At 63.6% G+C, this 25,275-nt stretch carries 26 protein-coding genes; 16 read left to right on the top strand and 10 right to left on the bottom strand.

Annotated features, from left to right (window positions below; all coding sequences use genetic code 11):
- The first annotated feature begins 107 nt into the window (after nucleotides 1-107).
- From MHX66_RS00340 to MHX66_RS00330, 3 genes are read left to right on the top strand one after another with little or no spacing between them, the layout of a single operon-like run.
- Entirely contained in the window at nucleotides 108-545 is a 438-nt protein-coding gene (locus MHX66_RS00340) for an FxsA family protein (protein ID WP_035003986.1), read from the top strand.
- Nucleotides 542-1,969 (top strand): apolipoprotein N-acyltransferase, encoded by a 1,428-nt coding sequence (gene lnt / locus MHX66_RS00335; protein ID WP_239198329.1) that lies wholly within the window; start codon nucleotides 542-544, stop codon nucleotides 1,967-1,969. Before MHX66_RS00340 ends, lnt begins: the two co-directional genes overlap by 4 nt.
- A complete protein-coding gene (locus MHX66_RS00330; RefSeq protein ID WP_239198327.1) occupies nucleotides 1,962-2,753 on the top strand; it encodes a polyprenol monophosphomannose synthase in 792 nt (263 codons plus the stop codon). The genes lnt and MHX66_RS00330 overlap by 8 nt, the downstream gene beginning before the upstream one ends.
- Here the strand turns inward: MHX66_RS00330 and MHX66_RS00325 are convergent.
- Complete coding sequence (locus MHX66_RS00325; RefSeq protein WP_011273522.1) at nucleotides 2,744-3,121, bottom strand: RNA polymerase-binding protein RbpA; 378 nt, start codon at nucleotides 3,119-3,121, stop codon at nucleotides 2,744-2,746. The two genes, MHX66_RS00330 and MHX66_RS00325, sit on opposite strands and share 10 nt — an antisense overlap.
- 68 nt (nucleotides 3,122-3,189) lie before the next feature.
- On the opposite strand from MHX66_RS00325, the gene MHX66_RS00320 reads away from it, so the two are divergent.
- From MHX66_RS00320 to MHX66_RS00310, 3 genes are read left to right on the top strand one after another with little or no spacing between them, the layout of a single operon-like run.
- Nucleotides 3,190-3,519 carry a hypothetical protein gene (locus tag MHX66_RS00320; RefSeq protein ID WP_070487460.1) on the top strand — a complete coding sequence of 110 codons (330 nt, stop codon included), beginning with the start codon at nucleotides 3,190-3,192 and terminating at the stop codon, nucleotides 3,517-3,519.
- 20 nt (nucleotides 3,520-3,539) lie between these two features.
- Nucleotides 3,540-4,223, top strand: a complete 684-nt coding sequence (locus tag MHX66_RS00315; RefSeq protein ID WP_035003994.1) for a YceI family protein — start codon at nucleotides 3,540-3,542, stop codon at nucleotides 4,221-4,223.
- 11 nt (nucleotides 4,224-4,234) lie between these two features.
- Nucleotides 4,235-4,402 carry a hypothetical protein gene (locus tag MHX66_RS00310; RefSeq protein ID WP_005294641.1) on the top strand — a complete coding sequence of 56 codons (168 nt, stop codon included), beginning with the start codon at nucleotides 4,235-4,237 and terminating at the stop codon, nucleotides 4,400-4,402.
- A 23-nt stretch (nucleotides 4,403-4,425) separates the two neighbouring features.
- On the opposite strand, the gene MHX66_RS00305 is transcribed toward MHX66_RS00310, so the two are convergent.
- Nucleotides 4,426-5,604 carry an alpha/beta fold hydrolase gene (locus MHX66_RS00305; protein ID WP_370646235.1) on the bottom strand — a complete coding sequence of 393 codons (1,179 nt, stop codon included), beginning with the start codon at nucleotides 5,602-5,604 and terminating at the stop codon, nucleotides 4,426-4,428.
- Nucleotides 5,605-5,774: 170 nt separating this feature from the next.
- Here MHX66_RS00305 and MHX66_RS00300 point away from each other — a divergent pair, with 170 nt between their 5' ends.
- Together MHX66_RS00300 and MHX66_RS00295 are read left to right on the top strand one after the other, a co-directional pair.
- Nucleotides 5,775-7,001 (top strand): glycoside hydrolase family 1 protein, encoded by a 1,227-nt coding sequence (locus tag MHX66_RS00300; protein WP_239198321.1) that lies wholly within the window; start codon nucleotides 5,775-5,777, stop codon nucleotides 6,999-7,001.
- Nucleotides 7,001-8,212, top strand: a complete 1,212-nt coding sequence (locus MHX66_RS00295; RefSeq protein WP_239198318.1) for an MFS transporter — start codon at nucleotides 7,001-7,003, stop codon at nucleotides 8,210-8,212. The genes MHX66_RS00300 and MHX66_RS00295 overlap by 1 nt, the downstream gene beginning before the upstream one ends.
- Before the next feature lie 3 nt (nucleotides 8,213-8,215).
- On the opposite strand, the gene MHX66_RS00290 is transcribed toward MHX66_RS00295, so the two are convergent.
- The gene (locus MHX66_RS00290) at nucleotides 8,216-9,631 is read right to left on the bottom strand and encodes an HNH endonuclease (RefSeq protein WP_239198315.1); all 1,416 of its coding nucleotides are present in this window, start codon (nucleotides 9,629-9,631) and stop codon (nucleotides 8,216-8,218) included.
- Nucleotides 9,632-9,787: 156 nt separating this feature from the next.
- Between MHX66_RS00290 and MHX66_RS00285 the strand changes: the two genes are divergently transcribed.
- Nucleotides 9,788-10,582, top strand: coding sequence for an SDR family oxidoreductase (locus MHX66_RS00285; protein ID WP_239198312.1), 795 nt, complete (start codon nucleotides 9,788-9,790; stop codon nucleotides 10,580-10,582).
- Here MHX66_RS00285 and MHX66_RS00280 read toward each other — a convergent pair.
- From MHX66_RS00280 to MHX66_RS00270, 3 genes are all read right to left on the bottom strand, one after another.
- On the bottom strand, nucleotides 10,557-11,834 hold the full coding sequence (locus MHX66_RS00280) for an amidase family protein (protein ID WP_239198309.1): 1,278 nt from the start codon (nucleotides 11,832-11,834) through the stop codon (nucleotides 10,557-10,559). The two genes, MHX66_RS00285 and MHX66_RS00280, sit on opposite strands and share 26 nt — an antisense overlap.
- Complete coding sequence (locus MHX66_RS00275; protein WP_035004006.1) at nucleotides 11,821-13,500, bottom strand: FAD-binding dehydrogenase; 1,680 nt, start codon at nucleotides 13,498-13,500, stop codon at nucleotides 11,821-11,823. Before MHX66_RS00275 ends, MHX66_RS00280 begins: the two co-directional genes overlap by 14 nt.
- An 85-nt stretch (nucleotides 13,501-13,585) precedes the next feature.
- Nucleotides 13,586-14,818 (bottom strand): class I SAM-dependent methyltransferase, encoded by a 1,233-nt coding sequence (locus MHX66_RS00270; RefSeq protein WP_239198306.1) that lies wholly within the window; start codon nucleotides 14,816-14,818, stop codon nucleotides 13,586-13,588.
- A gap of 180 nt (nucleotides 14,819-14,998) precedes the next feature.
- Here MHX66_RS00270 and MHX66_RS00265 point away from each other — a divergent pair, with 180 nt between their 5' ends.
- Complete coding sequence (locus MHX66_RS00265; RefSeq protein WP_239198303.1) at nucleotides 14,999-16,414, top strand: NAD(P)/FAD-dependent oxidoreductase; 1,416 nt, start codon at nucleotides 14,999-15,001, stop codon at nucleotides 16,412-16,414.
- On the opposite strand, the gene MHX66_RS00260 is transcribed toward MHX66_RS00265, so the two are convergent.
- Complete coding sequence (locus MHX66_RS00260; protein WP_239198300.1) at nucleotides 16,411-16,890, bottom strand: PaaI family thioesterase; 480 nt, start codon at nucleotides 16,888-16,890, stop codon at nucleotides 16,411-16,413. The genes MHX66_RS00265 and MHX66_RS00260 overlap by 4 nt on opposite strands.
- Nucleotides 16,891-16,934: 44 nt before the next feature.
- Here MHX66_RS00260 and gndA point away from each other — a divergent pair, with 44 nt between their 5' ends.
- From gndA to MHX66_RS00230, 6 genes are read left to right on the top strand one after another with little or no spacing between them, the layout of a single operon-like run.
- A complete protein-coding gene (gene gndA, locus MHX66_RS00255) occupies nucleotides 16,935-18,380 on the top strand; it encodes an NADP-dependent phosphogluconate dehydrogenase (RefSeq protein ID WP_239198297.1) in 1,446 nt (481 codons plus the stop codon).
- The gene (locus MHX66_RS00250) at nucleotides 18,381-19,529 is read left to right on the top strand and encodes a DEAD/DEAH box helicase (RefSeq protein WP_239198294.1); all 1,149 of its coding nucleotides are present in this window, start codon (nucleotides 18,381-18,383) and stop codon (nucleotides 19,527-19,529) included.
- A gap of 16 nt (nucleotides 19,530-19,545) precedes the next feature.
- A complete protein-coding gene (locus MHX66_RS00245; RefSeq protein WP_035004016.1) occupies nucleotides 19,546-20,916 on the top strand; it encodes a hemolysin family protein in 1,371 nt (456 codons plus the stop codon).
- A complete protein-coding gene (locus tag MHX66_RS00240; RefSeq protein WP_239198291.1) occupies nucleotides 20,916-21,959 on the top strand; it encodes a hemolysin family protein in 1,044 nt (347 codons plus the stop codon). The genes MHX66_RS00245 and MHX66_RS00240 overlap by 1 nt, the downstream gene beginning before the upstream one ends.
- Nucleotides 21,952-22,791: a 3-methyladenine DNA glycosylase gene (locus tag MHX66_RS00235; RefSeq protein WP_239198288.1), complete on the top strand. Its 840-nt coding sequence runs from the start codon at nucleotides 21,952-21,954 to the stop codon at nucleotides 22,789-22,791. The genes MHX66_RS00240 and MHX66_RS00235 overlap by 8 nt, the downstream gene beginning before the upstream one ends.
- Nucleotides 22,792-22,816: 25 nt before the next feature.
- Complete coding sequence (locus MHX66_RS00230) at nucleotides 22,817-23,320, top strand: hypothetical protein (RefSeq protein WP_035004023.1); 504 nt, start codon at nucleotides 22,817-22,819, stop codon at nucleotides 23,318-23,320.
- Here the strand turns inward: MHX66_RS00230 and MHX66_RS00225 are convergent.
- From MHX66_RS00225 to MHX66_RS00215, 3 genes are all read right to left on the bottom strand, one after another.
- Nucleotides 23,317-23,829: a MerR family transcriptional regulator gene (locus MHX66_RS00225; RefSeq protein WP_005294601.1), complete on the bottom strand. Its 513-nt coding sequence runs from the start codon at nucleotides 23,827-23,829 to the stop codon at nucleotides 23,317-23,319. The two genes, MHX66_RS00230 and MHX66_RS00225, sit on opposite strands and share 4 nt — an antisense overlap.
- A gap of 124 nt (nucleotides 23,830-23,953) precedes the next feature.
- Nucleotides 23,954-24,541: a hypothetical protein gene (locus MHX66_RS00220; RefSeq protein ID WP_035004025.1), complete on the bottom strand. Its 588-nt coding sequence runs from the start codon at nucleotides 24,539-24,541 to the stop codon at nucleotides 23,954-23,956.
- The gene (locus MHX66_RS00215; protein WP_035004027.1) at nucleotides 24,534-25,271 is read right to left on the bottom strand and encodes a MerR family transcriptional regulator; all 738 of its coding nucleotides are present in this window, start codon (nucleotides 25,269-25,271) and stop codon (nucleotides 24,534-24,536) included. The genes MHX66_RS00220 and MHX66_RS00215 overlap by 8 nt, the downstream gene beginning before the upstream one ends.
- Nucleotides 25,272-25,275: the final 4 nt, after the last annotated feature.

Here is a 25,275-nt window from a genome sequence, read left to right as displayed (position 1 = left end):
TATTCTTCCCACACTTTCGTTATCGTTATGTAAGCACGCTTTCGTTACAAAGATCGCGTTTTCATAACAATTTTTCAGACGGATACTTTAGGAGTTTCCTTACAGCCATGCAATTCTTACCCGCCGTGTATCTCGTCGTGGAAATCATCGCCTTCATTCTCTTGGGAGTGTGGATCGGCTGGGGCTGGGCACTGCTGTTTCTGTTGGGCCTGTTTGTGCTGGGTATCGCCCTGGCCACCTGGCAGATGCGCGAGCTCACCGTCCGCGCACTGCAGCAGAAGGATCACCCCGGCGAACTCACGGCCGACATGGCGCTATCCATGGTGGGTGCAGTGGGCGTGGCCGTTCCCGGCATCGTTACGAGCTTCTTCGGCATCTTCTTCCTGATTCCGCCGACCCGGTCCCTGATCCGCAAGATGCTGGGCCAGGCCGCGCGCCGTTCCCTGGAACGCTTCGGCGTGACCACCTATTCGCGCGTTAGCCACATCCAGAACTCGGGCGGTTGGGGAGACGTCATCGACCACCGCGCGGGCGAGAACGGATGATTTTAAGGCTCCTCGCCGCTGCCTTTAGCGGCGTGATGGTCTTTGCCGCCTTCGAGCCGACCGGCCTGTGGTGGGCCGCACCGCTCGGGTTCGCGCTGCTGTTTTACTTCGCCGACCACCGTCACGCCATGCTGATGGCCTGGGTGCAGGGCCTCACCATCTACGGCCTGTTGCTGCCGTGGGTCGGGGAGTTCGTCGGCCCGGCCGCCTGGATCGCGTTGGCGCTGATCCAGTCCCTCTACAGCCTGCTATTCGGCGCAGGCCTGAAGCTTTTGGTTCGACGCCCCCTCGCGGCCCAGATCATCGGCATTCCGACCTGGTTCGTCGCGACTGAGTGGCTGCGCTCTTCCTTTCCCTTCGGGGGCTTTCCATGGGGGCGCATCGCATGGGGCCAGGCCAGCGGCCCGATTAGCTGGCTGATCCGCCTCGGTGGCCCCGCGCTGGTCACCTTCGCCGTGGTGCTGATCGGCCTGCTCCTGGCTTTGAGCATCCGCAAGCACCGCGCGCCCGCGTATTCCTTGGCTGGAGTGGTGGCCCTGATCGCCGCCTACGCGTTGCTGATTCCCGCCACGCCCACCGACCGCACCGTGGACGTCGTCGCCGTGCAGGGCAACGTTCCGCGCCTGGGCCTGGACTTCAATGCCCAGCGCCGCGCCGTGCTGGATAACCACGTGCGGCGGACAGAGCAGTTGGAGTCAGATCCGGACATCGTCATTTGGCCGGAGAACTCCTCCGACGTCAATCCTTTCACCGACCCCGCCGCCCGCCAGCAAATCGAGCGCGCCCAGCGCTCCGTCGACGCGCCGATCCTCGTCGGCACCGTCAGCCCGGAGCACAACACGATGGTGGTGTGGGATAGCGACGGCCCAGGGGAGAGCCACGTCAAGCGCTTCCTGCAGCCCTTCGGCGAGTACATGCCCTTCCGCGATTTCTTGCGCAACTTCAGCGAGCATGTCGACCGCGCCGGCAACTTCCAGCCTGGCGACGACAACGGAGTGGTCCACATGAACGGCGTCCCCGTCGGCGTGGCCACCTGCTACGAGGTCAGCTTCGACGGCGCGTTCCGCATGGCTGTGCAGGGCGGCGCGCAGATTCTCACCAGCCCGACGAACAACGCGACCTTCGGGTTTACAGACATGACGTATCAGCAACTCGCCATGTCTCGCATGCGCGCCAAGGAGTATGATCGCGCCGTGGTGGTCGCCGCGACCTCGGGTGTGTCGGCGATCGTCGCGCCCGATGGCTCGGTGGAGCAGCGCACTGCCATTTTTACTTCTGACGCCCTCGAGGCCGAGTTGCCCCTAAGCGATACAATGACACTGTCAGCCCGCGTCGGCCCATGGGTGGAATGGATTCTAGCTATTCTGGGTCTGCTGTCCGTGGCATTTACTTATAGGAGAGGTAAGAAAGCTTTTCATGACTAAGCTGAGCGATAAAACACTGGTCATCATCCCGACCTACAACGAGAGGGAAAACCTTCCTCTGATCATCGGTCGACTGCTAAAGGCCGAGCCCGAGCGCGTGGACGTCCTCGTCGTCGATGATTCCAGCCCGGACGGCACCGGAGATCTGGCCGACGAGATGGCCGCTGAGAACTCGAAGATCCACGTGATGCACCGCGGCGGCAAGGGCGGCCTCGGTGGCGCTTATATCGCCGGCTTCCGCTGGGGTCTGGAGCGCGACTACGAGATCCTGTGCGAGATGGATGCCGACGGCTCCCACGCTCCCGAGCAGCTGTACCTGCTGCTGGACCGCATCGACTCTGGCGCGGAGATGGTCCTGGGTTCCCGTTACGTCAAGGGCGGCAAGACCGTGAACTGGCCGGTCAGCCGCGAGGTTCTCTCCCGCGGCGGCAACTTTTACGCCTCTCTGGCGTTGGGCGCGGGCCTGTCCGACATCACCGGCGGCTACCGTGCATACCGCCGCGAGGTGTTGGAGGAGATCGACCTGGATGCCGTCGATTCCGCCGGCTATGTCTTCCAGGTGGATCTGGCTTGGCGCGCCGTCGAGGCCGGCTTCGACGTGCGCGAGGTTCCGATCACCTTCACCGAGCGAGAGATCGGCGACTCCAAGATGAGCGGCAACATCGTCTCCGAGGCTCTGCTGCAGGTGACGAAGTGGGGTGCCGCGCACCGCTTTAACCAGTTCAAGAACCTGGCTCAGGAGTCTTGGCGCATCGGTGCCGGCACCGTGCGTAGCTACTTCTGATTCGCTTCCTGCTGCTCCTTCATGAGCTTCACCGCAGTGCGGCGGCGCTTACGGAGTAGCTCGATGCGCTCGTCGAGCAGCTCGTCGAGCTCCTCGAGGCTGCGGCGCTCGCGCAGCATGTCCCAGTGAGTGCGCGGGGGCTTCACCGGCTTGGATTCCTGGCCTTCGCCCTCGACCAGCGTGCCCATCTGGCCGTTCTTGCACATCCACTCCTGTGGAACCTCCGCATCGTCGGCGAAGGGAACCTCGTAGATTTCCCCAGCCTCGGTGCGGTATTTCACCATGCGGCGGGGAGCTAGGTCGTGGTCGCGGTCCGTCTCATAAGAAACGGCACCCATGCGACTTCCACGCAGTACGCGATCGGCCATTCTTCATCACTCCTAAATCAGTTCGAACTAATCCATCATAACAACGAAGTTTCGTTAAGAATTGTTCCATGCCTCGACCAAAGCACTGCGCCTGGTGCGGCAGGGTAGTTGAACCCGGCCCGACGAACCGGCCCCGCAAGTTTTGCAATCAGTCGTGCCGCCAGCGCGCCTACGAGCAGCGCGCCCAGTTGGCGGGCACCTCAATCCCGGCGGATTCCGTCATTATGTCTGCCAGCGCGGCCGAGAAGTTCCACGATGACCTCTTCGAGCTGCGCTGCGCCGCCGAGGACCTGTGCACCGCCGCAAAGGAAGGGGAGTCCGCCGAGGTGGTGGAGGAGTTGGCGTCAGAACTAGAGAGCATGGCCCGCCGCATCGAGCAACTTAGGGGTCGCAGGTAGGAGGGGCTATGCTATAGGGCATGCGTAAGGGAATCATCACTCTCGCCGTAATTGGCATGATTGTCGGTGTGCTGATGGCTTTCGGGCCGCTGGTGGCGAATTACTTTAGCGACCGAGGCTTGCGAACCGCCGACATAACCGCAGGTGGCGAGCCTGCCAGCGTGGGAATGGACGGCTCCTGGCACGTGGTAAGGGGAGCCGGTGACAACGTTTCGCAGGCTGGCTACACCTTCGACGAGAAGCTGCCCGCCGGCTCCAAGACCACCTCGGGCCGCACCGAGGACGTTGAGGGCGACGTTAAGGTTGAGGATAAGAAGCTCACCGAGGGCAAGATCACGGTCGACGTTGCCAGCATCAGCAGTGACGTGGAAAAGCGCGACATCAACGTGCGCAAGAGCATCCTGCACACCGATAAGTTCCCGAAGGCCACGTTTACGCTGACAGAGCCCGCCAACGTCTCCAATCTGCCGGACGATGGCACGACCGAGAAGGTAAAGGTCACCGGCGACCTCGAGCTGCGCGGCAAGAAGAATCCGGTGACCGCCGAGCTGAAGGTTCTGCGCACCGGCGAGCACGTGATCCTGCAGGGCAACATCCCGTTCAAGCGCAGCGACTTCGACATCCAGACCCCGCAGTTCGTCGCCGCGACGATCGCCGACGAAGGCACCATCGATCTGCTGCTGGTTCTCGAGCAGGATAAGTAGGCGGCGGTCACATGTCTCCGGAGATGCTCAAGTACTCGCGCATCATGCGCATCGTGGTGCTGTTGTTCTTTATCGGCTACCTGCTGTGGCAGGGCACGGGCCTGACGTATTTCTTCGCCGCGGTCTGCGCGCTGTTCCTGGCCGCCACCTGCTATCAGCTGTGGCAGTCCAGGGATTAGCCGATAATATACATTATGACACTTTAGCTTCCTGCCACGTTGGGTAGCGCTGCGCTGCCTTCCACGGATCCCTGCAGCTGCCCCACCGGCGCCTCACACGTGCGCCCCAGCGGCTCGCCGCGGAAACGCTTCAAGATGAAGTCGATGCCGCACGCTCCGCCCGTCACCGCCTGGATGAAGTGATTGTATTCGCCCACCGGCGGCATAATGTCGTCGCGGTACTCGACCTGCGCGCCCTTCTCGCACCACGTGCGCGCCAGTTCCTTCGCCTGGTTGTACTCGACGTTCTTGTCGTGACGCCCAGATATCACCATCACCGGCGCCACCGGACGCTTAAGCCCAATTCGCTGATCTTCCATAGCTTCCCGCGCCTCAGGCATCTCCTTCAACAACTCATCGAGCGTCTTGCCCGACTTTGTCCACTCACTCGTCTTCTTGTGCCCGTACTTGTCCGTGATCTCCCCGGTACACATCGTGGATAGATCCTTCAGCGCCTGCTTGCCCTCATCATTGAGGTGCTTATCCAGCAGCGGCTGCAGATGCGGATATCGCTCCAGCAAGCCGTTGATCGTGAAGCCGATCGCTCCCATAAGATCCGAACCGTCGATGTTCCGCTGCACCGCCTCCAGATCCGCAGGCGGCGCCGAGGCATAGGCGCCCACCACGTTGAGCTCCGGAGCGTACTCAACCGCCGCCTCGACCGCCGCAGCCGACGCACCGCCGCCCTGCGAATGCCCGTAGAACGCCACCGGCCCGTCGCCCACGCCCGCTGCGCGCGCCGCATCCAGCATCGCGTGCGCCTGATCGTCGCGGTTCATGTACGTATGAATCCCCGGGGTTCCCATACCGATGTAGTCGGTCACCACCACGCGCACACCCTTGGAAGCAAACACCCAGTCGTAGATGCCCTCCAGGTTCACCGCTCGCTTCGCCTTGATCGGATCCGGCTGCCCGTCCAGTGGCCAATTCTTACTCGGTGCACACTGATCGCCCTGCCCGACCGTTCCGCGGCCAATCACCACGGTCGGGCGCGGCCCCTTGCCTTTCCACTCAACGATAGGTTCCACAATGTAGCCGCTGACCTGGGTTTCCTTCCCCTCCGACGTGGTCGTCGTGTTTTCGATTCGGTCCACCGTCTTCGGCAGCCTCATGTGCAGATCGCCAAACACATTGGAATATGCGACCTTCTCCCTCTTCGTCACTTGCGCCGCCTCGGCGGGCGACGCGAATCCGGCAAATGCAATGGCTGTTGCGCATGCGAGCGCTGCTGTTTTCTTGAGCATTACTTTGTTGTAGCAAACCAATTACCCCCGATGGGGTAAAAACCGAAAACTTAGCCAACGGAAACTAAGGGCGTCAATAAGTTAAGTGCATGGACCTCAGCAACATCCGCATCGGCACCGCATCGGCCGGGCTACAGATCGAAGGATCGCCGCGCCCCAACAACTGGAGCGAGTGGGTCGCCAAGGACGGCACCACCCCGCACCCCACCACCGACCACTGGCGCCGCTGGCGCGAAGACAACCAGCTCATGAGCGACCTTGGTCTGCAGATCTCGCGCGTCGGCGTGGAGTGGTCGCGCGTGGAACCCGAGCCTGGTCGCTACGACCACGACGCACTCCAACGCTACCGGGAAGAGTTCCTTGACCTGCGCGAACGCGGAATCGAGCCGCTGGTTACGCTGCATCACTTCGGTCACCCCGCCTGGTTTGAAGCCAACGGCGCGTTCACCCGCGAGTCGAACGTGGAGATTTTCCTGCGCTACGTCGACGTCGTACTCGACCACCTGGGCGACATTGTCACCGACTGGATCACCATCAACGAGCCGAACGTCTTCGCCACCGAGGCGTACCTCTTCGGCTCCACCCCACCCGGCCGCGGGGGTCTGCCCAAGGTGCGCCCGTGCCTGCGGAACATGGCGGCTGCGCACCTACTGGCCTACCAGCGCATCCACTCACGCTTGGACAATCCGCGAGTTACCTTCGCCCACCACCGCCGAGTCTTCGCACCCATGAACCCGCGCAACCCCGTCCACCGGCTGCTTACTCCCCTGGTCGAGTGGCTTTTCCAGGGTGCAATCGAGCCCGCATTCTTCGAGGGTCGCTTTCACCCCGTGCTCGGTCGCCCAAGCCTGGAGCTGCCCAGCGGCGGGGTCTTCGCCGATGCTGTGGCCATTAACTACTACTCGCGCACGGCGGTGCGCGGTTTTTCTGACGCCACCTTCCCCGCCACCCCAACCAATGACCTCGGTTGGGAGATCTACCCGCCGGGAATTGCGAAGGTCTCCGCCGAGCTCGCGAACCGCTACCAACTGCCGGTGTGGATCACGGAGAACGGCACTGCCGACGCCGCCGAGCGCTTCCGTTGCGCGTTCATCCTGGACCACCTGGCGGAGCTTTCCCGCGTTCCGGAGGTCGAGCGCTACTACCACTGGTGCTTCGTGGACAACTGGGAGTGGTCCGAGGGCATGGCGCAGAAGTTTGGCGTGGTGGACGTTGATCGGCAGGTCAAACCCGCTGGACGTCTACTGCAGGCGCTGATCCGCGAGGGCGCCATCACCCAGGAGATTGATGCCGAGTTCAGGGAGAAGGGCCACTGATGTTGCAGACTCTCACCGCCGCCGAGCGCGAGCCGAAATGGTTCTATTGGAAGTTCGGCGTGGCCTTCTTCGGCTCCGTCTTCGCCTGGGCCGGCCCCACGCAGCTGCTGCTGGGATTACAGATGATCGAGCTGCGGCCCGATACCAAAGAGGATTCCCTCGCCCTGATGATGATGCTCGGCGGCGCGACCGCCGTAGTAACGAGCCTACTGACCGGCTATATCGCCGACCGCAGCTGGTTCTGGGTGGGGCGTTGGGGCAAGCGCCTGCCGTGGGTTCTGTTGGCTGCTCCCCTGGCCACGCTGGGGTTGCTGCTGATGTCTTTCACCCCCGACTTTTGGGTACTCACTGGGCTGTGGTGCTTGGTGCAGGTCTTCGTTGCGTTCGTAACGAATAACCTGATGACGGTCACCGCAGATGTTGTCCCGCAGGAGAAGTTCGGGTTGGTGTCTGGAATCGTCGGCGCGACCTACACCTTCGGAATCGTCGGCGGGACCGCCGTTGCCGCGGCTTTGCCGATTCAGCAGGCGTACTGGGTTGTGGGCGTCATTTCCCTTCTCTTTATCTTCCAATTCGCTTTCGGTCGTGGTCACGTGGACGTGCACGTGCGCCCGTACGATTCGCTGTCCGTGACGGTCGGCGACGAGGGCTCGTACCGCAATTATTGGCTTGTCTTCACCAGCCGTTTCGTGATCCACCTAGCCAACTACACCAGCCTGTTCTACTTGCTGTATTACCTGCGGGATCACATTGGAATACCGGATCCGGATGCGGGCGTGCTGATGCTGACCCTGCTGTATGCGGTCTTCACCATCATCACTGCGTTTATCAGCGGTGGCGTGTCGGACCGGTTGGGCCGGCGGAAGATTCTGGTGGTCGTTTCGGCGCTTGGAGTCGCGGGCGCTACGGGCATGATGACTATCGCCACCGGCATGGGTTTGGTTTATGCCGCGGCGATGCTGTTGGGGTTGAGCTGGGGAGTGTTCAGCAGCGTGGATCAGGCCATGGTTAACGAGTCGCTGCCCAGCAAGAAGAACCGTGCGCGCGACGTGTCACTTATGTCGCTCACCCAAGGGGTCAGCAATATGTTCTGTGGTGGCCTGGCAGCCCTCGCGCTGAGGCACTTCGATTACCCCGGCATGTTCCTGATGTGCAGTATCATCTGCGTTTTCGGTGCACTGCTGGTTCTGCCCGTCACCTCCTCAAAGTAGTGGCTAGAACGGCGGCTCCTCTTCGTCCTTTTTTAGCTGTTCGAGCTGCTCGATTTGGCTGTTTAGTTCCTCTCGCGCCAATTCGGCAATGGCGTTGGCAATCGTGATTTCACTGTTGATCCGTCGCTGTAGCTCTTCCTTGATTTCCTCCACGGAGGCACAGTTCAGCATCTTCTGCAGCTCCTCGCGGGTGATAGACAGCCCGCGAGGCATCATCGGATCGGCGTTGAGCTTCTCCTCGTTGAGTTTCCGCACCACCCTCGCCTTGCGCACCCCACGCTCCGCGAAGTTTTCGCGTGCTAGCGGCCCGTCGGGCACGGTCACAACCTCGTGGCCATCACCGTGTGAGGTCCACACTTCGGTGCCATCGGCGTGCAGTGCGACGTCCCAGGTACCAGCCGTTTTCAGGCGGTGATGGGTACGACAAAGCAGATGCATATTCGCCGTCGACGTCGGTCCGCCGTCGGCGTGGCGGTGCACATGGTCGATGTCGCATGTGTACCCCGGCGCATCGCAGCCCGGGAAACGGCAGTGCCCATCGCGCCCTATTACTGACGCCCGCAGCAACTCCGTCGGCCGGTATCCTTCCGTCGCGGTGCAACCGGGGGCTGCCAGGTGGGTGACTTTCGCGAGCCACTCGCAGCTAGCGGCCTCGGACAGCCAGTGGTCTTCGGCGAAGACTCCGCGGGGTTGCGACCCGACGGCCTTATACAGGTTCAAGGTGACCTCGGTGGTGATGTTCTGCTCGAGCATCGCCAGGAAAGCCTCTCCCATGGAGCATCCGCGCTTCAGGGTGGCCGCCTTCACCGCCTTGTGCAGTTCCACGCCCCGCAGGCGTGGAACTGTGAGGGTAAACGCAGTGGTCTCGTACTGACTGCGGTCGATCACCAGCTCCGGCGAATTCGTATCCATGGGCGGAGTATCGTCCAATGGAGCCGCCAGCTTGTCCCGGTCCCCCACAATCGCCTTGACCTTGTTATACGCCGCCCGCGGGGTGGGAACCTGCTGGTTCGGCACGGTGGGTTTGAGGGCCTTTAGGATCTCCTGCTCCACCTCGGCGCGCTTGTCCGGGGCTACAGCCTGAACCGCCTCCGTGACCTGCTGGATATGGCGAATAGTGAAAGCGCCGCTGCGGAACAACTGATGGAGTTGTGGGAAGACTTGGAGCATCAGCCCAGCGTCGGCATAGTTGGCCGCCACTACCTTGCTGATACCGAAACGCACGGCGAGCTTGGAAGCATGATCGGGAACAAGGTCGTCCGGCGCCGGAGTAGACTGCTCGACCATGGCGAGGTGAGTCAGATTGAGGGCACGGGACGTTGCCGTCAGCGGGTCGTCGGAACGCGCAAGTCGGTAATACGGCTCGGCGGTATCGGGTGGCGGTTCGGTGGAGTTTGTGGTGAGTGCAGTGCTGTTCATACGATCCCCTTCGTGAACTAACACTAGTTTAGAACACACAATCGAAGTATGTCAATACTTCCAGCAAATTAAGTGCTAAGACTCAACCTTTACTAGAACGTGCGAACTATTCTTCTTTCATTACCCAATCCCCACATTTCGTGTAAAAAAGACACCATGAGCACTTTGGATCTCTCCCAAGAAACCGTCCTCATCACCGGCGCCAGCTCGGGCCTCGGCAAGGAATTCGCCACCCAACTGGCAGCCAAGGGCGCAAACCTTGTACTGGTCGCGCGCCGCCAGGATCGGCTGAACAAGATTGCGGCGGAGATTAAGAGGCGTCATAAAGTAAAGGTCGAGGTAATAGCCAAAGACCTATCCGAGCACGGCGTGGCGGGCGAGATCTCGTGGGAGCTTTCGACGCGCGGGATTACGGTGACCTCGCTAATCAACAACGCGGGCTTCGCCAACTACGAATCCTTTACCGACGTCCCGACCGACCGCCTCCGCGCGGAAATCGCGGTTAACGTGCACGCGCTGGTGGAGCTGACGCACATGTTCCTGCCGCGGTTCGAGGAGCGCGGGAATGGATTCATTCTGAATGTGGCGTCTATCGCGGGGTTCCAGCCCTCCCCCGGCATGGTCGTTTACGGCGCGACGAAGTCGTTTGTTCTGTCGTTTACGGAGGGTCTGTACGCCGAGCGGAAGGGCTCCGGCGTGCGGATTATGGCGTTGTGCCCTGGGCCGACGGAGACCGAATTCTTCCACGTAGCCGGCAGCGACCGCGCCGACGGCGGCCTGAAACGCATGAGCAGCCGCGACGTTGTAGCTGCCGGCATCGAAGCCCTACTGCGAAAGTCTCCGCCGCCGTCCGTGGTCGCGGGCACGCTCAACAAGGTACTGATGAGCGTGTCACAGCGCATGCCACGGCGCGCCATGACGGAGATTATGGCGCGGGTGATGAAGCGCTAGCTAACTCCAGCAGAAGCCGCTCATCGCGGGCGACTAGCTGCACGCCGACAGGCAGGCCATCACTCCCCTTACCTGCAGGAATGCTCATCGCGGGGTGTCCGGAAACATTCCACAAGGCGGTGTAAGCGACCGACGGCAGGCTAGCGATCTGCGCAGCCAGCATGCCCTTGCCCGCCAGCACACCGGCGCGCGCGGGGCGGAAAGCGACGGTTGGGGTCAGCAGCACGTCGATGTCGTCGAACACCCGATCCAGCTGTTCCCCCAGCCGATCCGAAAAATCTTCGGCCCAGCGCAGCACGGGACCTTGCGCCCACATACCTGCCGCGCGGGTGACCTTGTGGCGCCTTTCGATGCGGTCGGGATGTTCGAGCTCGGCAATTTCCTTGCGAATCCCCGCGAAGAACTGAGTGACGAACGCCGCCGTCGGATCCTTATGCCGCAGCGTGTAGTCGCGCACCTCGTGGCCCATTCCGCGCAGCCGGTCAGCCATCGCGCGCACAGCACGGACGTGGTCTCGGTGCGGTGGGGTTAGCGGCGTTGAGGGTTGCAGGCTCACACCGATTCTTAGTGACGCCCCCTCGGGTTCGGTAGCGACGGAATCAGATAGGGCGTCAAAAAGAAGGGCACAGTCGCTTGCAGAACGAGCGATGGGGCCGGCGGTGCCGAGACGGCACCACAGATCCTCCCCCGGCAATGTGCCACGGGCGGGCTTAAGACCGTAAAGGCCACAGTGCGCGGAGGGAATGCGGATGGACCCGCCGCCGTCACCGCCGACGGCGAAAGGCACCCAACCAGCGGCAACGGCGACTGCAGAGCCTCCGGAGGAACCGCCCGGGGTAAAACGCGGATTGTGCGGGTTGCGGGTGATCCCACGGGCCTCGGACTCGGTGAACGGGAATGCGCCAAACGCAGGCATGGTGGTCTTGCCTAGAATGATCGCCCCGGCTTTGCGCAAGCGGCGAACGATTTCGTCGTCGGCGGCAGCGGGCGTGGGGTTCGCATTCGTGCCGAAGGTGGTGGGTACTCCGCGGACCGCGACTTCCTCCTTGATGAGCACCGGCACGCCGTGCAGTGGGCCGGGGTCGGTGCTGGAATCTAGGTCGGCGGCGGCTGCCAGCGCTTCATCGTCCAGGAGTACCGAGATGGCATTGAAGTGCCGGTCCTGCGCGCGGATGCGGCGGAGGGTCTTTTCAATGAGCGGTACAGCGCCGTTTTCCAGCGCCTCGGCGCGCCATTCACTAGAGCTGAGCAATGGTAGCCTTCAGATTCTCGCCGACCCGCTTGCCGGAGTGGATACAGCCGCCGAGGAAGGTACCCTCAAGGGCGTTCTTGCCGTGCATGCCGCCGCCTCCGAAGCCGGCGACCTCGCCGGCGGCGTAAAGGCCGGGGAGCACCGAACCGTCGGTGCGCAGGCAGCGGCCGGAAAGGTCGGTCTCGATGCCGCCGAGGGTCTTGCGGGTCAGCACGTGCAGCTTGACGGCGATCAGCGGTCCCTTCGACTCGTCAAGCAGGCGGTGCGGGGCGGCACAGCGGACGATCTTGTCGCCCAAGTATCCGCGGGCAGTGCGGATGTAATTGATCTGCGCGTCCTTGCTGAAGTTGTTGTCCACCTGCGAGTCGCGATCCTCGATGATGCGACGCAGGTCGTGGACGTCGAGGGCGGGGGCGTCGTCGTCGGCGATAGCGTTCATGCCCTCGACCAGGGAGCCAAGGTCGTCGGCAACCACCCAGTCCTCGCCATGATCCATGAATGCCTTCACGGCGGGGTGGGTGCCGGGGCCCACCTTGGAGAGCAGGTTCTTGACCTTCTTGATGGTCAGGTCCGGGTTCTGCTCAGAGCCGGAGAAGATGAACTCCTTGTCGGCGATCGTCTTGTTCAGGATGAACCAGGAGTAGCTGTGGCCCGTGGTGCCGAGGTGCTTCATGGTGGCAATCGTGTCGCCACCTGGGATGATGTTGCTGGGGAAACGCTTGCCGGTCGCGTCGATCCACAAGGAGGACGGGCCAGGGATGATGCGGATACCATGGCCGGGCCAAATGGAGTTCCAGTTCTTCATGCCCTCGGTGTAGGCCCACATGCGGTCGGTGTTTACCAGGTTCGCGCCGGCGGTTTCGGAGATCTGGATCATACGGCCATCGACGTGGGCGGGCACGCCGGTGACCATGTCGTTCGGCACCGGGCCCCACTGGTCGGTCGGCCACGCGCGACGCACCAGGTCGAGGTTGCCGCCGATGCCGCCGGAGGTCACGACGACGGCACGCGCGCGCAGCTCAAACTCCCCTACGGTCTTTCTTGAGGACGCCACGCCGCGGTCCAGATCGCTCGGTTCCAGCACGCTGCCGCGCACGCCGACGACGGCGTCATTTTCTACGATCAGCTCGTCGACCTGGTGGCGGAAGCGGAACTCGACCTTGCCTTCCGCCTCCGCGGCCTCGATGGGCTCGCGGAAGACGCGCACGACTTCGGGACCGGTGCCCCAGGTCAGGTGGAAGCGGGGCACGGAGTTGCCGTGGCCGCTGGCGTCTCCGGAACCGCGCTCGGCCCAGCCGACGGTGGGCAGCACGTTGAGGCCAAGAGCCTTGAGATAGTCGCGCTTTTCAGTGGCGGCGAAGCGGACGTACTCGCGGCCCCAGCGGCGCGGCCAGTAGTCGTTCTGGGAATCGTCGAACTGCGCGGAGTTCTCCCAGTCGCGCCAGGCGAGCTCCTCGGAGTCCTTGACCCCCATCAGCTTCTGCTCGGGGCTTCCCACATAAAACAGGCCACCGAGCGACCAGAATGCCTGTCCGCCCAGGTTGTTGCGGTTTTCCTGGTCCAGGATCAGGACCTTCAGGCCCGACTTCTGCGCCTCGTAGGCGGCGACGAGGCCGGCCAGGCCGGCGCCGACGATAATGACATCGGGATTCGTGGGAGTAGTCACGGAAAGAGTTCCTCTCGGGGATTATGCGCGAATAGTTATTATTACGCTAAAACTATCCGGCGAACCCCGCGGGGAAATCGCAAAACTACTTCGGGGCAAGGACGAATTGGACGCACCCGATGTCCTCGGCGGTGGCCAGTGCCTCGTGGAGGGCCAGCTGGTAATCCCAGAGGTGGCGGAACACCGGGTCGAAGCCCGCGGCCGCGGCCTGGCGCTCGCGGGAGAGGAAGTTCGCCCGCCACAGCGGCAACGACGCGCGCAGGTGGGCGCTTAGGTTGTTTTCCGCGACAACGGTCAGTTGGGTGTGCTCGGCCGCGGCCTCGCGGACCTGCTGGACGGTGGGATACTCCAGGGCGGGCCAGACGTAGGCACGCATGACGTCTAGGGACTCGCGGGCGGTCTCACGCATCTCGTCGGTGGCGATGATCGACTGGATCACGGCCAGCCCGTCGTCGGAGAGCATGCGGTCGACGGCCTTGAGGTAGTGGCTCAACCCCCCGAGCCCCAGGGTCTCCATGCGCTCGACGGAAAAGATTGCCTCGTAGCGGCCGGACCACTGTCGCGGGGAGGGCACCGGCCCGGCGATGACCTCCACGTTCACCGCTCCCCCGACACCGGCGGAGTGGACACGGGCGCGCACGGCGTCCGCGTGATCCTCGTCGCTGGTTAGAACGTCCACGCGGGCACCGCGCTTGGCGGCCTGCACGGCCAGCTGGCCGCCGGAGGAAGGCATCTCCAGCACGCGGTCGCCGGGACCGACCTCGGCCTCGTCGAGCATGGTGGTGATGCGGCGGCGCTGCGCGTCGTCCAGGTCGAGGCGCTCCACGGGATCCGGCTCGCCGAACCAGGTGAAGTCGATGCCGTCCTCGTGGGCGCTGGTACGGGAGGCGCTGCTGAACTGGGCGGATCCCGTGGCGCGGGTGGCGCCAGCGTAGAGCTCCACGAGCGCCTCCGGCAGCTCCCCCGGGGCGGGGCCGCGGCGCTTCGAAGTGCGGCGGGCGAAGAACTCTCCGAACTTCCCCTCGAAGGGCTGATCCATCAAGGCTCCGAGGACCTCCGGGAGGGGTTCGGCGGACCACTCCCCGGCCATGTATCCCTCTGCCAGCCCCAGCCACCCCTCGGCGACCACCCGATCGATCACCTGGCCATCCCGAACGACCATGTGCGGCACCGTGCCGGCGTCCAGAGCAATTCCGTGAGAAGAAAGCAGCGCCTCCATCCGCGCGGTGACGGCCTCGGCCCGGCGGCCCATAAAACGAGATTGCGGGGCGGCAACCAGGCGCGGCCAGCGTTCCTCGTCAATGTACGGAGACGTCATCTTGCCTTCCTTTTGCGCTGTAACTCCCCCCGAAGTTACTAGGAAAACAACTTTCGACTTCCGAGGCGCAACCGAATGCGCCCGAATTTTTCGAAAACCGGGGGATCTCGGTGTGAAGCGCACGCCTGAAACAATTAAGATGGTGCCGGATTACAACCATCATTGAGGAGAAGCAACTAGATGACCAGCACATCAAACCGCCACCACGTCGTAATCATCGGCGCGGGCTTCGGCGGACTGTTTGCGGCGAAGAAGTTCAAAAACGAAAACGTCCAGGTCACGATCGTCGACCGGACGAACCACCACCTGTTCCAGCCGCTGCTTTACCAGGTTGCGACCGGCATCCTCTCCGAGGGCGAGATCGCCCCGTCCATCCGCCAGATCCTGGCGGACCAGGACAACGTCCGCGTGGTCAAGGGCGAGGTCCGCAACGTGGACATCAACGAGCAGACCGTCACCGCCGACCTGGGCGGCACCGATGCCGTACTGAACTACGACTCGCTGATCCTGGCGGCCGGCGCAGGCCAGTCCTACTTCGGCAACGAGCAGTTCGCTGAGTTCGCGCCGGGCATGAAGTCCGTCGATGACGCGCTGGAGATCCGTGCTCGCGTGACCGGCGCGTTCGAGCGCGCCGAGATCACCACCGACCCGGAGGCACGCAAGCGCCTGCTGACCTTCGTGGTCGTCGGCGCCGGTCCAACCGGCGTGGAGCTGGCGGGTCAGCTTGCAGAAATGTCCCACCGCACCCTGCGCGACGAGTTCCGCGAGATCAACACCGAGGACACCCGCATCCTGCTGATCGACGGTGGCCCGCAGGTGCTGGCGCCGTTCGGCAAGCGCCTGGGCCGCAAGGCTGCCCGCCGCCTGGAGGATCTGGGCGTGGATATCATCCTCAACTCCCTGGTCACCGACGTATCCAAGGAGGGCGTGCGTTACAAGGACATGAAGACCGAGGAAGAGCATTTTGTGCCTTCCTACGCCAAGATCTGGTCCGCAGGTGTCGCCGCTTCTCCGCTGGGCAAGCACGTGGCCGAGCAGGCTGGCATCGAGGTCGACCGTGCGGGTCGCGTGCCGGTGAACGACGACCTGACCCTGGGCGAGCACCGCAACATCTTCATCGTCGGTGACATGATGAGCAAGGACCGTCTGCCGGGCGTGGCCCAGGTGGCGATGCAGGGCGGCCAGTACGCGGCAAGCACCATCCTGGATGAGGTCAACAACGGCACCTCCCCCGAAGGCCGCGTTCCGTTTAGCTACTTCGACAAGGGCTCCATGGCCATCGTCTCCCGCTTCAACGCGGTCGTGAAGATGAACAAGGCCGAGGTCTCCGGCTTCTTCGGCTGGGTCATGTGGCTGGTGCTGCACCTGCTGTACATGGTGGGCTTCCGCAACCGTGCGGTCGCAGCCTTCAGCTGGGGCTTGAACTCCGTGTCCCGTCGCCGCTGGCAGCTGGTGGCAACCCGCCAGCAGCTGCACGCGCGCAACGCGATCCGCAAGCTGCGCGACTTGGAGGACAAGGAAGGCATTCGCTCTATCGAGGTGCGCGACAACCTCCGCTTCGGCGAGGGTCGCGACACTCGCGCGGTATCCGACTAGGCCTTCGGCATATCCGGCACTACCTGCGTCTTGAGGAAGGTCAAGGCGCAGGTCTTGCCGGTTTTTTCGTTTTTGTGCTCAATGCGGAACAGGTGCGTGGTGCGCCCAACGTGCTCTGCCTGGACGGTGGAAACGATGACGTCGCCCTTGACGGACGGGCGCAGGAAGTGCGTCTGATTAGAAGTGCCCACGACGGCCGGACCGGCGCCCGCGGCGACGAAGCTGGCCATCGAGCCGGCGGTCTCCCCCAGGCTGGCGTACACGCCGCCGTTGGTCACGCCCCAGGGCTGCAGGTGATCTTCGGTGATCTCGAGGGCCAGCTGCATCTTGTCCGGGCCGACGGCGCGGTACTGCACGCCGAGAGTGCGGTCGAGAGTGGGGTGCATGGCCAGTAGTTCGTTGAGGGTGGCGATCTCCTGCTCGGTGAGTTCGCGCTCGGTGGCAACACGACTTAGTTCAATGAAAATATTGGACATGTGCCTAAGCCTAACCAACCCATCGCCCTGTAAGATGTAAAACCATGACTACTGCTGAAGGAACCGCCCAGATTGGTGTTGTTGGACTGGCCGTGATGGGCTCCAACATCGCCCGGAACTTTGCCAACAACGGTCACACCGTGGCCGTCTACAACCGCACCACCGCGAAGACCGACAAGTTCATGGAGGACTTCGGCGAGACCGGCAACTTCGTTCCCTCGGAGACGATCGCCGATTTCGTTAAGTCGCTGGAGCGGCCCCGTCGCGCCCTGATCATGGTGCAGGCAGGTGCTGGTACTGACGCCGTCATTTCCCAGCTCGCCGAGGAAATGGACGAAGGCGACATCATCATCGACGGCGGTAATGCTCTGTACACCGACACGATCCGCCGCGAGGCCGAGATGTCCGAGCGCGGCCTGAACTTTGTCGGCGCCGGCATCTCCGGCGGTGAGGAAGGCGCGCTGAACGGTCCGGCGATCATGCCCGGTGGCCCCGCGGAATCCTGGGAGGCCCTGGGTCCGCTGCTGGAGTCCGTGGCCGCGAAGGTCGACGACACCCCGTGCGTGACGCACATCGGCCCCGACGGCGCGGGACACTTCGTGAAGATGGTGCACAACGGCATCGAGTACGCCGACATGCAGGTCATCGGCGAGGCCTACCAGCTGCTGCGCTACGGCGCGGGCATGGAGCCGGCGGAGATCGCAGAGGTGTTCAAGACCTGGAACGAGGGCGACCTGGATTCCTACCTGATCGAGATCACCGCCGAGGTGCTTTCCCAGACCGACGAGAAGACCGGCAAGCCGCTGATCGACGTGATTGTGGACTCCGCGGGCCAGAAGGGCACCGGGCGCTGGACCGTGAAGGCGGCGCTGGACTTGGGCATCCCGACCACCGGCATCGGCGAGGCCGTGTTCGCCCGTGCGCTGTCCGGCGCCCGCGAGCAGCGCGACGCCACCATCGGCAACCTGCCCAGCGGGGAGCTGTCCACCCTGGACGTGCCGAAGGAAGAGTTCATCGAGGATGTCCGCCGCGCGCTGTACGCCTCCAAGCTGGTGGCATACGCGCAGGGCTTCGACGAGATCAAGGCGGGCTCCGAGGAGCACAAGTGGGGCGTGGACCCCCGCGACCTGGCCACCATCTGGCGCGGCGGCTGCATCATCCGCGCGAAGTTCCTGAACCGCATCCGCGAGGCCTACGACGCGAACGCGGAACTGCCCTCCCTGCTGCTGGACCCGTACTTCAAGGGCGAGTTGGGTGGCCTGATCGACTCCTGGCGCCGCGTGGTCATTCTGGCCACCCAGCTGGGTCAGCCGGTGCCGGTGTTCGCATCTTCCCTGTCCTACTACGACTCGCTGCGCGCCGAGCGTCTGCCGGCGGCTCTGATTCAGGGTCAGCGCGACTACTTCGGCGCCCACACCTACCGCCGTACCGACCGCGAGGGCTCTTTCCACACCCTCTGGTCCGGGGATCGTAGTGAGGTCGAAGCGTAATTGTCCCGATCAGAGTTCGGAAAGCTCGGGCTAGATGATTGCATCACCAAGGAGCTTTCCGCCGAGGGAATAACCAAGCCCTTCCCCATCCAGGCGGCCGCCATCCCCGCGGCCGTCGAGGGGCGGGATGTTCTCGGCCGCGGACCGACAGGTTCCGGCAAGACATTCACGTTCGGGCTGCCGATGATTCAGTTGCTGAGGCGGGGGGCGTCAAAACCAAAAAAGCCGCGTGGCGTGGTGCTGGTACCGACCAGAGAGCTGGCGACACAGGTGCGCTCGCGGCTGGATCCGATTGCGAACGCGGCCGGTCAGCGGCTGCTGGAGGTCGTCGGCGGGGTGAAGATCCAGCGCAACATTACGGCGCTGGCCAGGCCGGTGGACATTCTGGTGGCCACGCCGGGGCGCGCCCTGGATTTGCTGGGGCAAGGCATGTTGGACTTTTCCGACGTGAAGGTCGTGGCCATCGACGAAGCAGACCAGATGGCCGACATGGGCTTTCTGCCGCAGGTGACCAAGCTGCTGGACCGCATGCCAAAGCAGGCGCAGCACCTGCTGTTTTCCGCCACGCTGGACGGCGACGTGCAGGTGCTGGTGGATAAATACATGCGCGACCCCGTGACGCACTCCACCGGCGAGGCCACCGCCAGCGTGGACACGATGAGCCACCTGCTGGGCGTGGTGGACAGCCGCGAGGAGCGCAACGAGCTGGTCGTGGCCATTGGAAAGCTGCGGAAGCGTACTGTAATGTTCATGCGCACCAAGTACGCAGTAGACCGGCAGGTCAAGAAGCTGGTGCGCGCGGGAGTGCCCGCCGTGGGAATCCACGGAAACAAGGGGCAGAACACCCGCCAAGCGGCGCTGGATGGCTTTACCGAAGGCAAGAGCACCGTGCTGGTGGCCACCGACATTGCCGCCCGCGGGATCGATGTGAAGGACGTGGAGCTGGTCGTGCACATCGACCCTCCGGCCGAGCACAAGGCGTACGTCCACCGGGCCGGGCGCACCGCCCGCGCCGGGGCAAGCGGCACGGTGGTGACGCTGTCCTTCGCGGACCAGCAAGCTGATACCGAGAAAATGATGGCCAAGGCCGGGGTGCACCCAACCGTGCTGCCGGGCGCCAAATTGGTCGCCGAGCTGAAGAAGATTTAGGAGTCGGAATACTCAAGTGGACATAGTTCTTTCCCTAGTCGGGCTAGTCCTGTTTGTGCTGCTAACGGCCGCTACCGGCCTGTTCGTGGCTGTGGAATTCGCGATGACGGGGCTGGAACGCTCCACCATTGACGAGCACGCCCGCACCAAGGGCGACGGCACGGCGAAGCTGGTGCAAAAGGCGCACGGGCAGCTCTCCTTTCTGCTTTCCGGCGCGCAGCTGGGCATTACGATCACCACCCTGGCCACGGGTTATCTGGCGGAGCCGATCCTGGCGAAGTTCTTCGACCCGGTGCTGGAAGCTGCGGGGTTAAGCGAGGCCGCCGCCATGCCGATCGCCCTGGTGCTGTCGCTGATTGTGGCAACGGTGCTGTCGATGGTGTTCGGCGAGCTGGTGCCGAAGAACCTGGCAATCACCCACCCCATCGAGGTGGCCCGCGCTACGATCCGCCCGGCGTGGACCTTCAACGTGGTGCTGAAGTGGTTCATCAACGGGATGAACTCCATGGCCAACGCGGTTGTGCGGAAGTTGGGCATTGAGCCGGCGGACGAGTTGGCGTCCGCACGATCGGCCGAGGAGCTCTCGGCGCTGGTGAGAAACTCGACGGGCAGCGGTGGGTTCACCGAGTCTAAGGCGCGGATTCTGGATCTGTCGCTGCGGTTTAGTGACGCCTCAGCGGAGGATGTGATGACACCCCGGTCGACCGTCGAATCTCTGACTGTCGAGGAGACCGCGCAGGATCTGATCGAGCTGGCGCTGGAAACCGGGCACTCGCGCTTCCCCGTGACCCGTGGGGACCTGGACGAGACCGTGGGCGTGGTGCACGTGAAGGATGCACTGACCATCCCCCACGACTCGCGCCCCACCACCACTTTGAACAAGCTGATGAAGAACGTCCCCTCCGTGCCGGATTCTTTGAGCGGCGATGACGTGCTGAATCAGGTGCGGGCCGCGGGCTCGCAGCTGGTGATGGTCGTGGACGAGTACGGCGGCACCGCCGGAATCGTGACGATCGAGGACGTGGTCGAGGAGATCCTCGGCGAGGTGTGGGACGAGCACGACGACGTGGAAGAGGACAAGGAAGTCCGCAAGACGGGCACCCACTGGGAGGTTTCCGGCCTGGTGCGCACCGACGAGCTGCCGGACGCCGTGGGCTACACCGCGCCAGAGGGCGACTACGATACGCTCGGCGGGTTGATCATGGCCACGCTGGGGCGCATCCCCGCCGAGGGGGACGAGGTGTTGCTGCCCGTCGGCGACAACGAGATGATGGAGAGCTTCGAAACGGGCATGTCCGGACGCTGGCGGGCCACCGTCAAGGAGATGGATAACCGGCGCGTGGACAAGGTGCTGCTGCAACCGCTGACCAAGGAGGAGGCAAACTAATGAGTGACATTTGGGCCATCGTCTTTGCCGTCTTCCTGCTGGCGCTCAACGCCTTCTTCGTGGCGGTGGAGTTCGCGCTGATTTCCTCGCGCAGGGATCGCCTGGATTCCATGATCGCCGCGGGCAACAAGCGCGCCAAGCGGGTGCTTTACGCCAGCGAGCACCTGTCGATCATGCTGGCGGGCGCGCAGTTCGGCATTACGATCGCCTCGCTGCTGCTGGGTAAGGTCGGCGAGCCCGCGATCGCGCACCTCATCGAGGCGCCGTTCGAGGCACTGGGGCTGCCACCGGAGATGCTGCACCCGGTGAGCTTTGCGATTGCCCTGCTGGTCGTGACGATGCTGCACATCATCCTGGGTGAGATGGTGCCGAAGAACATCGCCCTGGCCGGCCCGGAAACCGTCGCGACGTTCGTGGTGCCACTGCACCTTTTGTTCGTCAAGGTCACGAACCCGATCATGCAGCTGCTGAACTGGATCGCCCGCCATACGCTCAAGCTGATGGGCGTGGAGCAGAAGGACGAGCTGGATTCCACCGTCTCCCCCGCCGAGCTGGCCAGCATGATCCAGGATTCCCGCTCCGAGGGGCTGATCGCCCCGGAGGAGGCCAACCGTCTGGACAAGGCTTTGAGCTCCTCGCGCCGCACGCTGGACGAGGTGCTGATCCCCGCGGCCGACGTGCACTGCATCCGACAGGATGGCCCGCGTATGAAGGTCGCGGCCGTGGAGAAGGCTGTGCAGGAGACGGGCTACTCCCGCTTCCCCGTCACCGATACCAAGGGCAAGTGGATCGGCTACGTCCACGTCAAGGATGTGCTGGACAACCTGGTGGAGCCCGACGGCCAGCTGGATACCACGGACATCCGCCCCCTGCTGGAGGTCAAGACGGGTTCCAGCTTCGACGTAGCGATGCGTAACATGCGCCGTACCTCCAGCCACATCGCCGCGGTGGTGGATGCGGATGGGCAGATCATCGGCATGATCACGCTGGAGGACATCATCGAGGAGCTCGTCGGCACCGTCCGCGACTGGACCCATGACTGAGGTACTGCACAACTGGCGCGATAGGCAAGCCGCCCACCGGGAGCGCGTGCAGCGCCTCACCGAGGGGCACCGCAGGCGCCGCGCGGAGGGTGAAAGGCACCCGGTGTGGGATTTCATGTTCACCTACTACCCCACTACCCCTGGGAAGCTGAGCCACTGGCATCCGGGCGTCAATAAGGGTGTGGTGTGGGATGGCGACGGCGACCTGCCGCAGTACAAGGACCACTACGTGCGCCGCGGCGACGTGTGGACCCTCGATGCGGAACGGTTTATGGCCACGCGAGGCAAGACGGTGCGCTATATCGCGCGGCTATTGGACGCCACGTACCGGCATCCGCCCGTGCTCGGCTGCTTTGGGTTGCACGAGTGGGCGATGGTCTACAAGGATGCGCCCCGCCACCCCGAGCCTTTGCGGCTGGGCGCGGCCGGTACCGACGAGGTGGTGGAAGCGTCGCAGTTGAAGTGCACGCACTTTGACGCTTTTCGCTTTTTTACGGACGCCGCCGCGCCCCGCAACGCCCACACCCCAACACGCGACTCGCAGCCTCAGCTCGAGCAGCCGGGCTGCCTGCACGCCACCATGGATCTATACAAGTGGGCCACGAAGCTGGGGCCGCTGATCCCCGGCGAGCTGTGGCTGGACTGCTTCGAGCTGGCGTGCGACGTGCGCCGGCTGGACATGGAGGCCTCGCCCTATGACCTGCGCGAATGGGGTTTCGAGCCGGTGCGGATCGAGACCCCGGCGGGACGGGCGGAGTACGTGGCCCGGCAAAAGGGGCTGATGGAGCGCGGACAGGGGCTGCGCAAGCGGCTACTGGCCTACACTGGGTAGAAAACTACTGGGAGGAAGAAGAATCGTGGCACGTCACGCAAGCGGAAAGCAGAACTATCGGGTTGCCGGATGGGTCTGGGCAGCGCTCGCGGCCGTGATCGTGGTGGCGCTCCTAGTGGCCGGGTGGGTGGCGCTGGCGCGGAATAACCAGGACGACTTGGCCGCGCCGGAATGCCCGCAGGGGGAATTCGTGGTGCAGGTGTGGGCTGCGAATGAGGCGGAGTTGAAGGATGCGGTGCAGGAGTTTAACGATGCGAACGAGGTGGAGCTGGACCACTGCCTAAAGGCGGAGGTTGTGCGTAAGCCGGACGCGGAAGCGATTAAGGCTTACAAGGCGTGGGGTGAGGGCGGCCAGCCGGGCGCAGAGCTGTGGAAGCCAGCGGATCGGCAGATGGCCGATGAGGCGCTGGCGGTCTCCAAGGTGGAGGTCGCAGAAGAGAATGGTGGAGTGTTGGCCCCGCAGCTTCAGGATGGTCCCCTGCCGGAGCTGAACCAGCGGGCGCGGGGAGCTTTTCTGAGGCAGCTTTAGGCCATACGGCGACGGCGGCGCTCGGCCAGCTCGTCGATGGCAGCGTCCTGCACGACCTTCTCGGAGGGGAAGGCGGTGATGGTGCCGGTCAGTTCCTTCATCAGGCCCGGAACGGCAATGCCGAATACGCCCTGGCCGCCGTTGAGGAGGTCGATGACTTCCTCGGAGGAGCGGCACTCGTAGACGGTGTGGCCGTCGGAGACGAGGGTGATGCCGGCGAGGTCGTCGACGCCCAGGTTCTCCAGCTTTTCCACGGCCTTGCGGATGTTCTGCAGGGAAATGCCGGTATCCAGCAGGCCTTTCACGATCTTCAGCACCAGGATGTCGCGGAAGGAGTACAGGCGCTGGGATCCGGAGCCGGCGGCATTACGGATGCTGGGCTGAACCAGCTTGGTGCGGGCCCAGTAGTCCAGCTGACGGTAGGTAATGCCGGCGACTTGGCAGGCGATCGGCACGCGGTAGCCGACCTCGTCGTCGGGGCCATGGACGTCGAAAAGGGCATCCTGCATGAAACACTCCTGGTGTAATTTCAATTCTCTTCTAAAGATTAGACCGGTTTGCGGCACAGTCAACCGCTAGCCGAACATTACTTTAACACGAGTCACAAAAATCACACGTGTAACAACAGGCGTGTCATTCCTTTAACCAGTCGTCGAGGTCGCTCGACAGGCCGAGGCCCTCCCACATCTGCTGGAAGTCGGAATCCGCGTTATCGCTGGCGGTGAAGTCCATGTCCTCCGGGCTCCAGTCCAGTAGGAAGTCCACCTGGTCGCCGTCTTCGTCCACCTGCTTGAGCTTCGCCTCGAGTTCGTCGACCCAGGCGGGGTTTACGCGGATCAGCGAGCTTTCCACCCCGGGTTCAACGCGCACGTCGAAGATCACGCCCGCGTGCCACAAGGGCTCCAGGATGGAGGGGCGAATGTCGATGAAACGCTCGGACTCCCCTTCCTCCAGCACCAAACCGGCGGTCATTTGGCCGCGGGAGTTGGTGACGATGCGGGCGAACCACGGGTCGCGCGCCTCGTCGTGCTTCAGGATGTTCGCCAGCACCTCGGCATCCGTGGGGCGCCCGCCCAGATCCAACGTTGGCTCCACCCAGATCGGCAGGATGTGGGTGCGCTGGGGCGTCATAAAAATAAGACAGTCGGGCACGGGCGCGCCGCAACCGAGAGAGCTACCGACAGCGCGGCCGAGGAAGACGACTTCGGTGCCTTTAGCCAAGGTTGCCCTTCACCAGCGCGGTGTTGAGCGAAATGATCAGCGCGGACATCTCGCGGGCGGTCTCGGCGGAGCGCTGCTGGGCGTTCTCGTCGCGGCCGTGAGCCAGCGGGTCGGCGATGCGGGAAACCATGTCGAACTGGCGGTTCGCGATGGTCAACAGCGCCTTCAGGTGGCGGTTATCCAGGCCGTGGTCGGTCAGGTTCTGCGCGATCTGCACGATCTCGACGTCATCGACCGAGAAGAAACCGGCCGAGTCGGCGGAGATCAGCCCCATGCGGATCAGGGATCCGGTGAAAGAATCCTGCACGTTGGCGCGCGCCGTAACGTCCGCGCGGGTCAGGCGGCGGGACTGCGTGGCCCGCATCTGCTCCGGGGAGATCGCACCGGGGGCGGACTTGCGGGCGGCGGTCACGGGGGTGACCTTGCCGGAGTCCATTGCCTCCAGACGTTCGCGGATAACCTTCAGCGGCAGGTAGTTATCCCGCTGAAGGGTCAAAATGTAGCGCAGCCTGGAAATATCCTCCGGGGAAAAGCGCCGGTAACCGCTCTGCGAACGGCGCGGGCTAACCAGACCTTCGGATTCCAGGAAGCGGATCTTCGAGACGGTGACGTCCGGGAAGTCCGGCTTCAGCTGCTTCAGCACATCGCCAATGGACGAAGTGGGAAGAACCCTTCCGGCTGGTGAGGAGGCAGGTGCAGGAGCGCTAGCGTGGCTTCTCTGTGCGCTCACTTTT

Origin of the sequence: Corynebacterium sp. ACRPH, assembly GCF_022347285.1 — a bacterium.
Taxonomy (GTDB): Bacteria; Actinomycetota; Actinomycetes; order Mycobacteriales; family Mycobacteriaceae; genus Corynebacterium.
The sequence above is the reverse complement of the archived record's forward strand: the minus strand, read 5'-3'. Positions and strand labels throughout refer to the sequence as shown.

Coding starts and splice junctions, on each gene's coding strand:
- MHX66_RS00340 (WP_035003986.1), top strand. CDS start 108: ATGCAATTCTTACCCGCCGTGTATCTCGTCGTGGAAATCATCGCCTTC.
- lnt (WP_239198329.1), top strand. CDS start 542: ATGATTTTAAGGCTCCTCGCCGCTGCCTTTAGCGGCGTGATGGTCTTT.
- MHX66_RS00330 (WP_239198327.1), top strand. CDS start 1,962: ATGACTAAGCTGAGCGATAAAACACTGGTCATCATCCCGACCTACAAC.
- MHX66_RS00325 (WP_011273522.1), bottom strand. CDS start 3,121: ATGGCCGATCGCGTACTGCGTGGAAGTCGCATGGGTGCCGTTTCTTAT.
- MHX66_RS00320 (WP_070487460.1), top strand. CDS start 3,190: ATGCCTCGACCAAAGCACTGCGCCTGGTGCGGCAGGGTAGTTGAACCC.
- MHX66_RS00315 (WP_035003994.1), top strand. CDS start 3,540: ATGCGTAAGGGAATCATCACTCTCGCCGTAATTGGCATGATTGTCGGT.
- MHX66_RS00310 (WP_005294641.1), top strand. CDS start 4,235: ATGTCTCCGGAGATGCTCAAGTACTCGCGCATCATGCGCATCGTGGTG.
- MHX66_RS00300 (WP_239198321.1), top strand. CDS start 5,775: ATGGACCTCAGCAACATCCGCATCGGCACCGCATCGGCCGGGCTACAG.
- MHX66_RS00295 (WP_239198318.1), top strand. CDS start 7,001: ATGTTGCAGACTCTCACCGCCGCCGAGCGCGAGCCGAAATGGTTCTAT.
- MHX66_RS00290 (WP_239198315.1), bottom strand. CDS start 9,631: ATGAACAGCACTGCACTCACCACAAACTCCACCGAACCGCCACCCGAT.
- MHX66_RS00285 (WP_239198312.1), top strand. CDS start 9,788: ATGAGCACTTTGGATCTCTCCCAAGAAACCGTCCTCATCACCGGCGCC.
- MHX66_RS00270 (WP_239198306.1), bottom strand. CDS start 14,818: ATGACGTCTCCGTACATTGACGAGGAACGCTGGCCGCGCCTGGTTGCC.
- MHX66_RS00265 (WP_239198303.1), top strand. CDS start 14,999: ATGACCAGCACATCAAACCGCCACCACGTCGTAATCATCGGCGCGGGC.
- MHX66_RS00260 (WP_239198300.1), bottom strand. CDS start 16,890: ATGTCCAATATTTTCATTGAACTAAGTCGTGTTGCCACCGAGCGCGAA.
- gndA (WP_239198297.1), top strand. CDS start 16,935: ATGACTACTGCTGAAGGAACCGCCCAGATTGGTGTTGTTGGACTGGCC.
- MHX66_RS00240 (WP_239198291.1), top strand. CDS start 20,916: ATGAGTGACATTTGGGCCATCGTCTTTGCCGTCTTCCTGCTGGCGCTC.
- MHX66_RS00235 (WP_239198288.1), top strand. CDS start 21,952: ATGACTGAGGTACTGCACAACTGGCGCGATAGGCAAGCCGCCCACCGG.
- MHX66_RS00225 (WP_005294601.1), bottom strand. CDS start 23,829: ATGCAGGATGCCCTTTTCGACGTCCATGGCCCCGACGACGAGGTCGGC.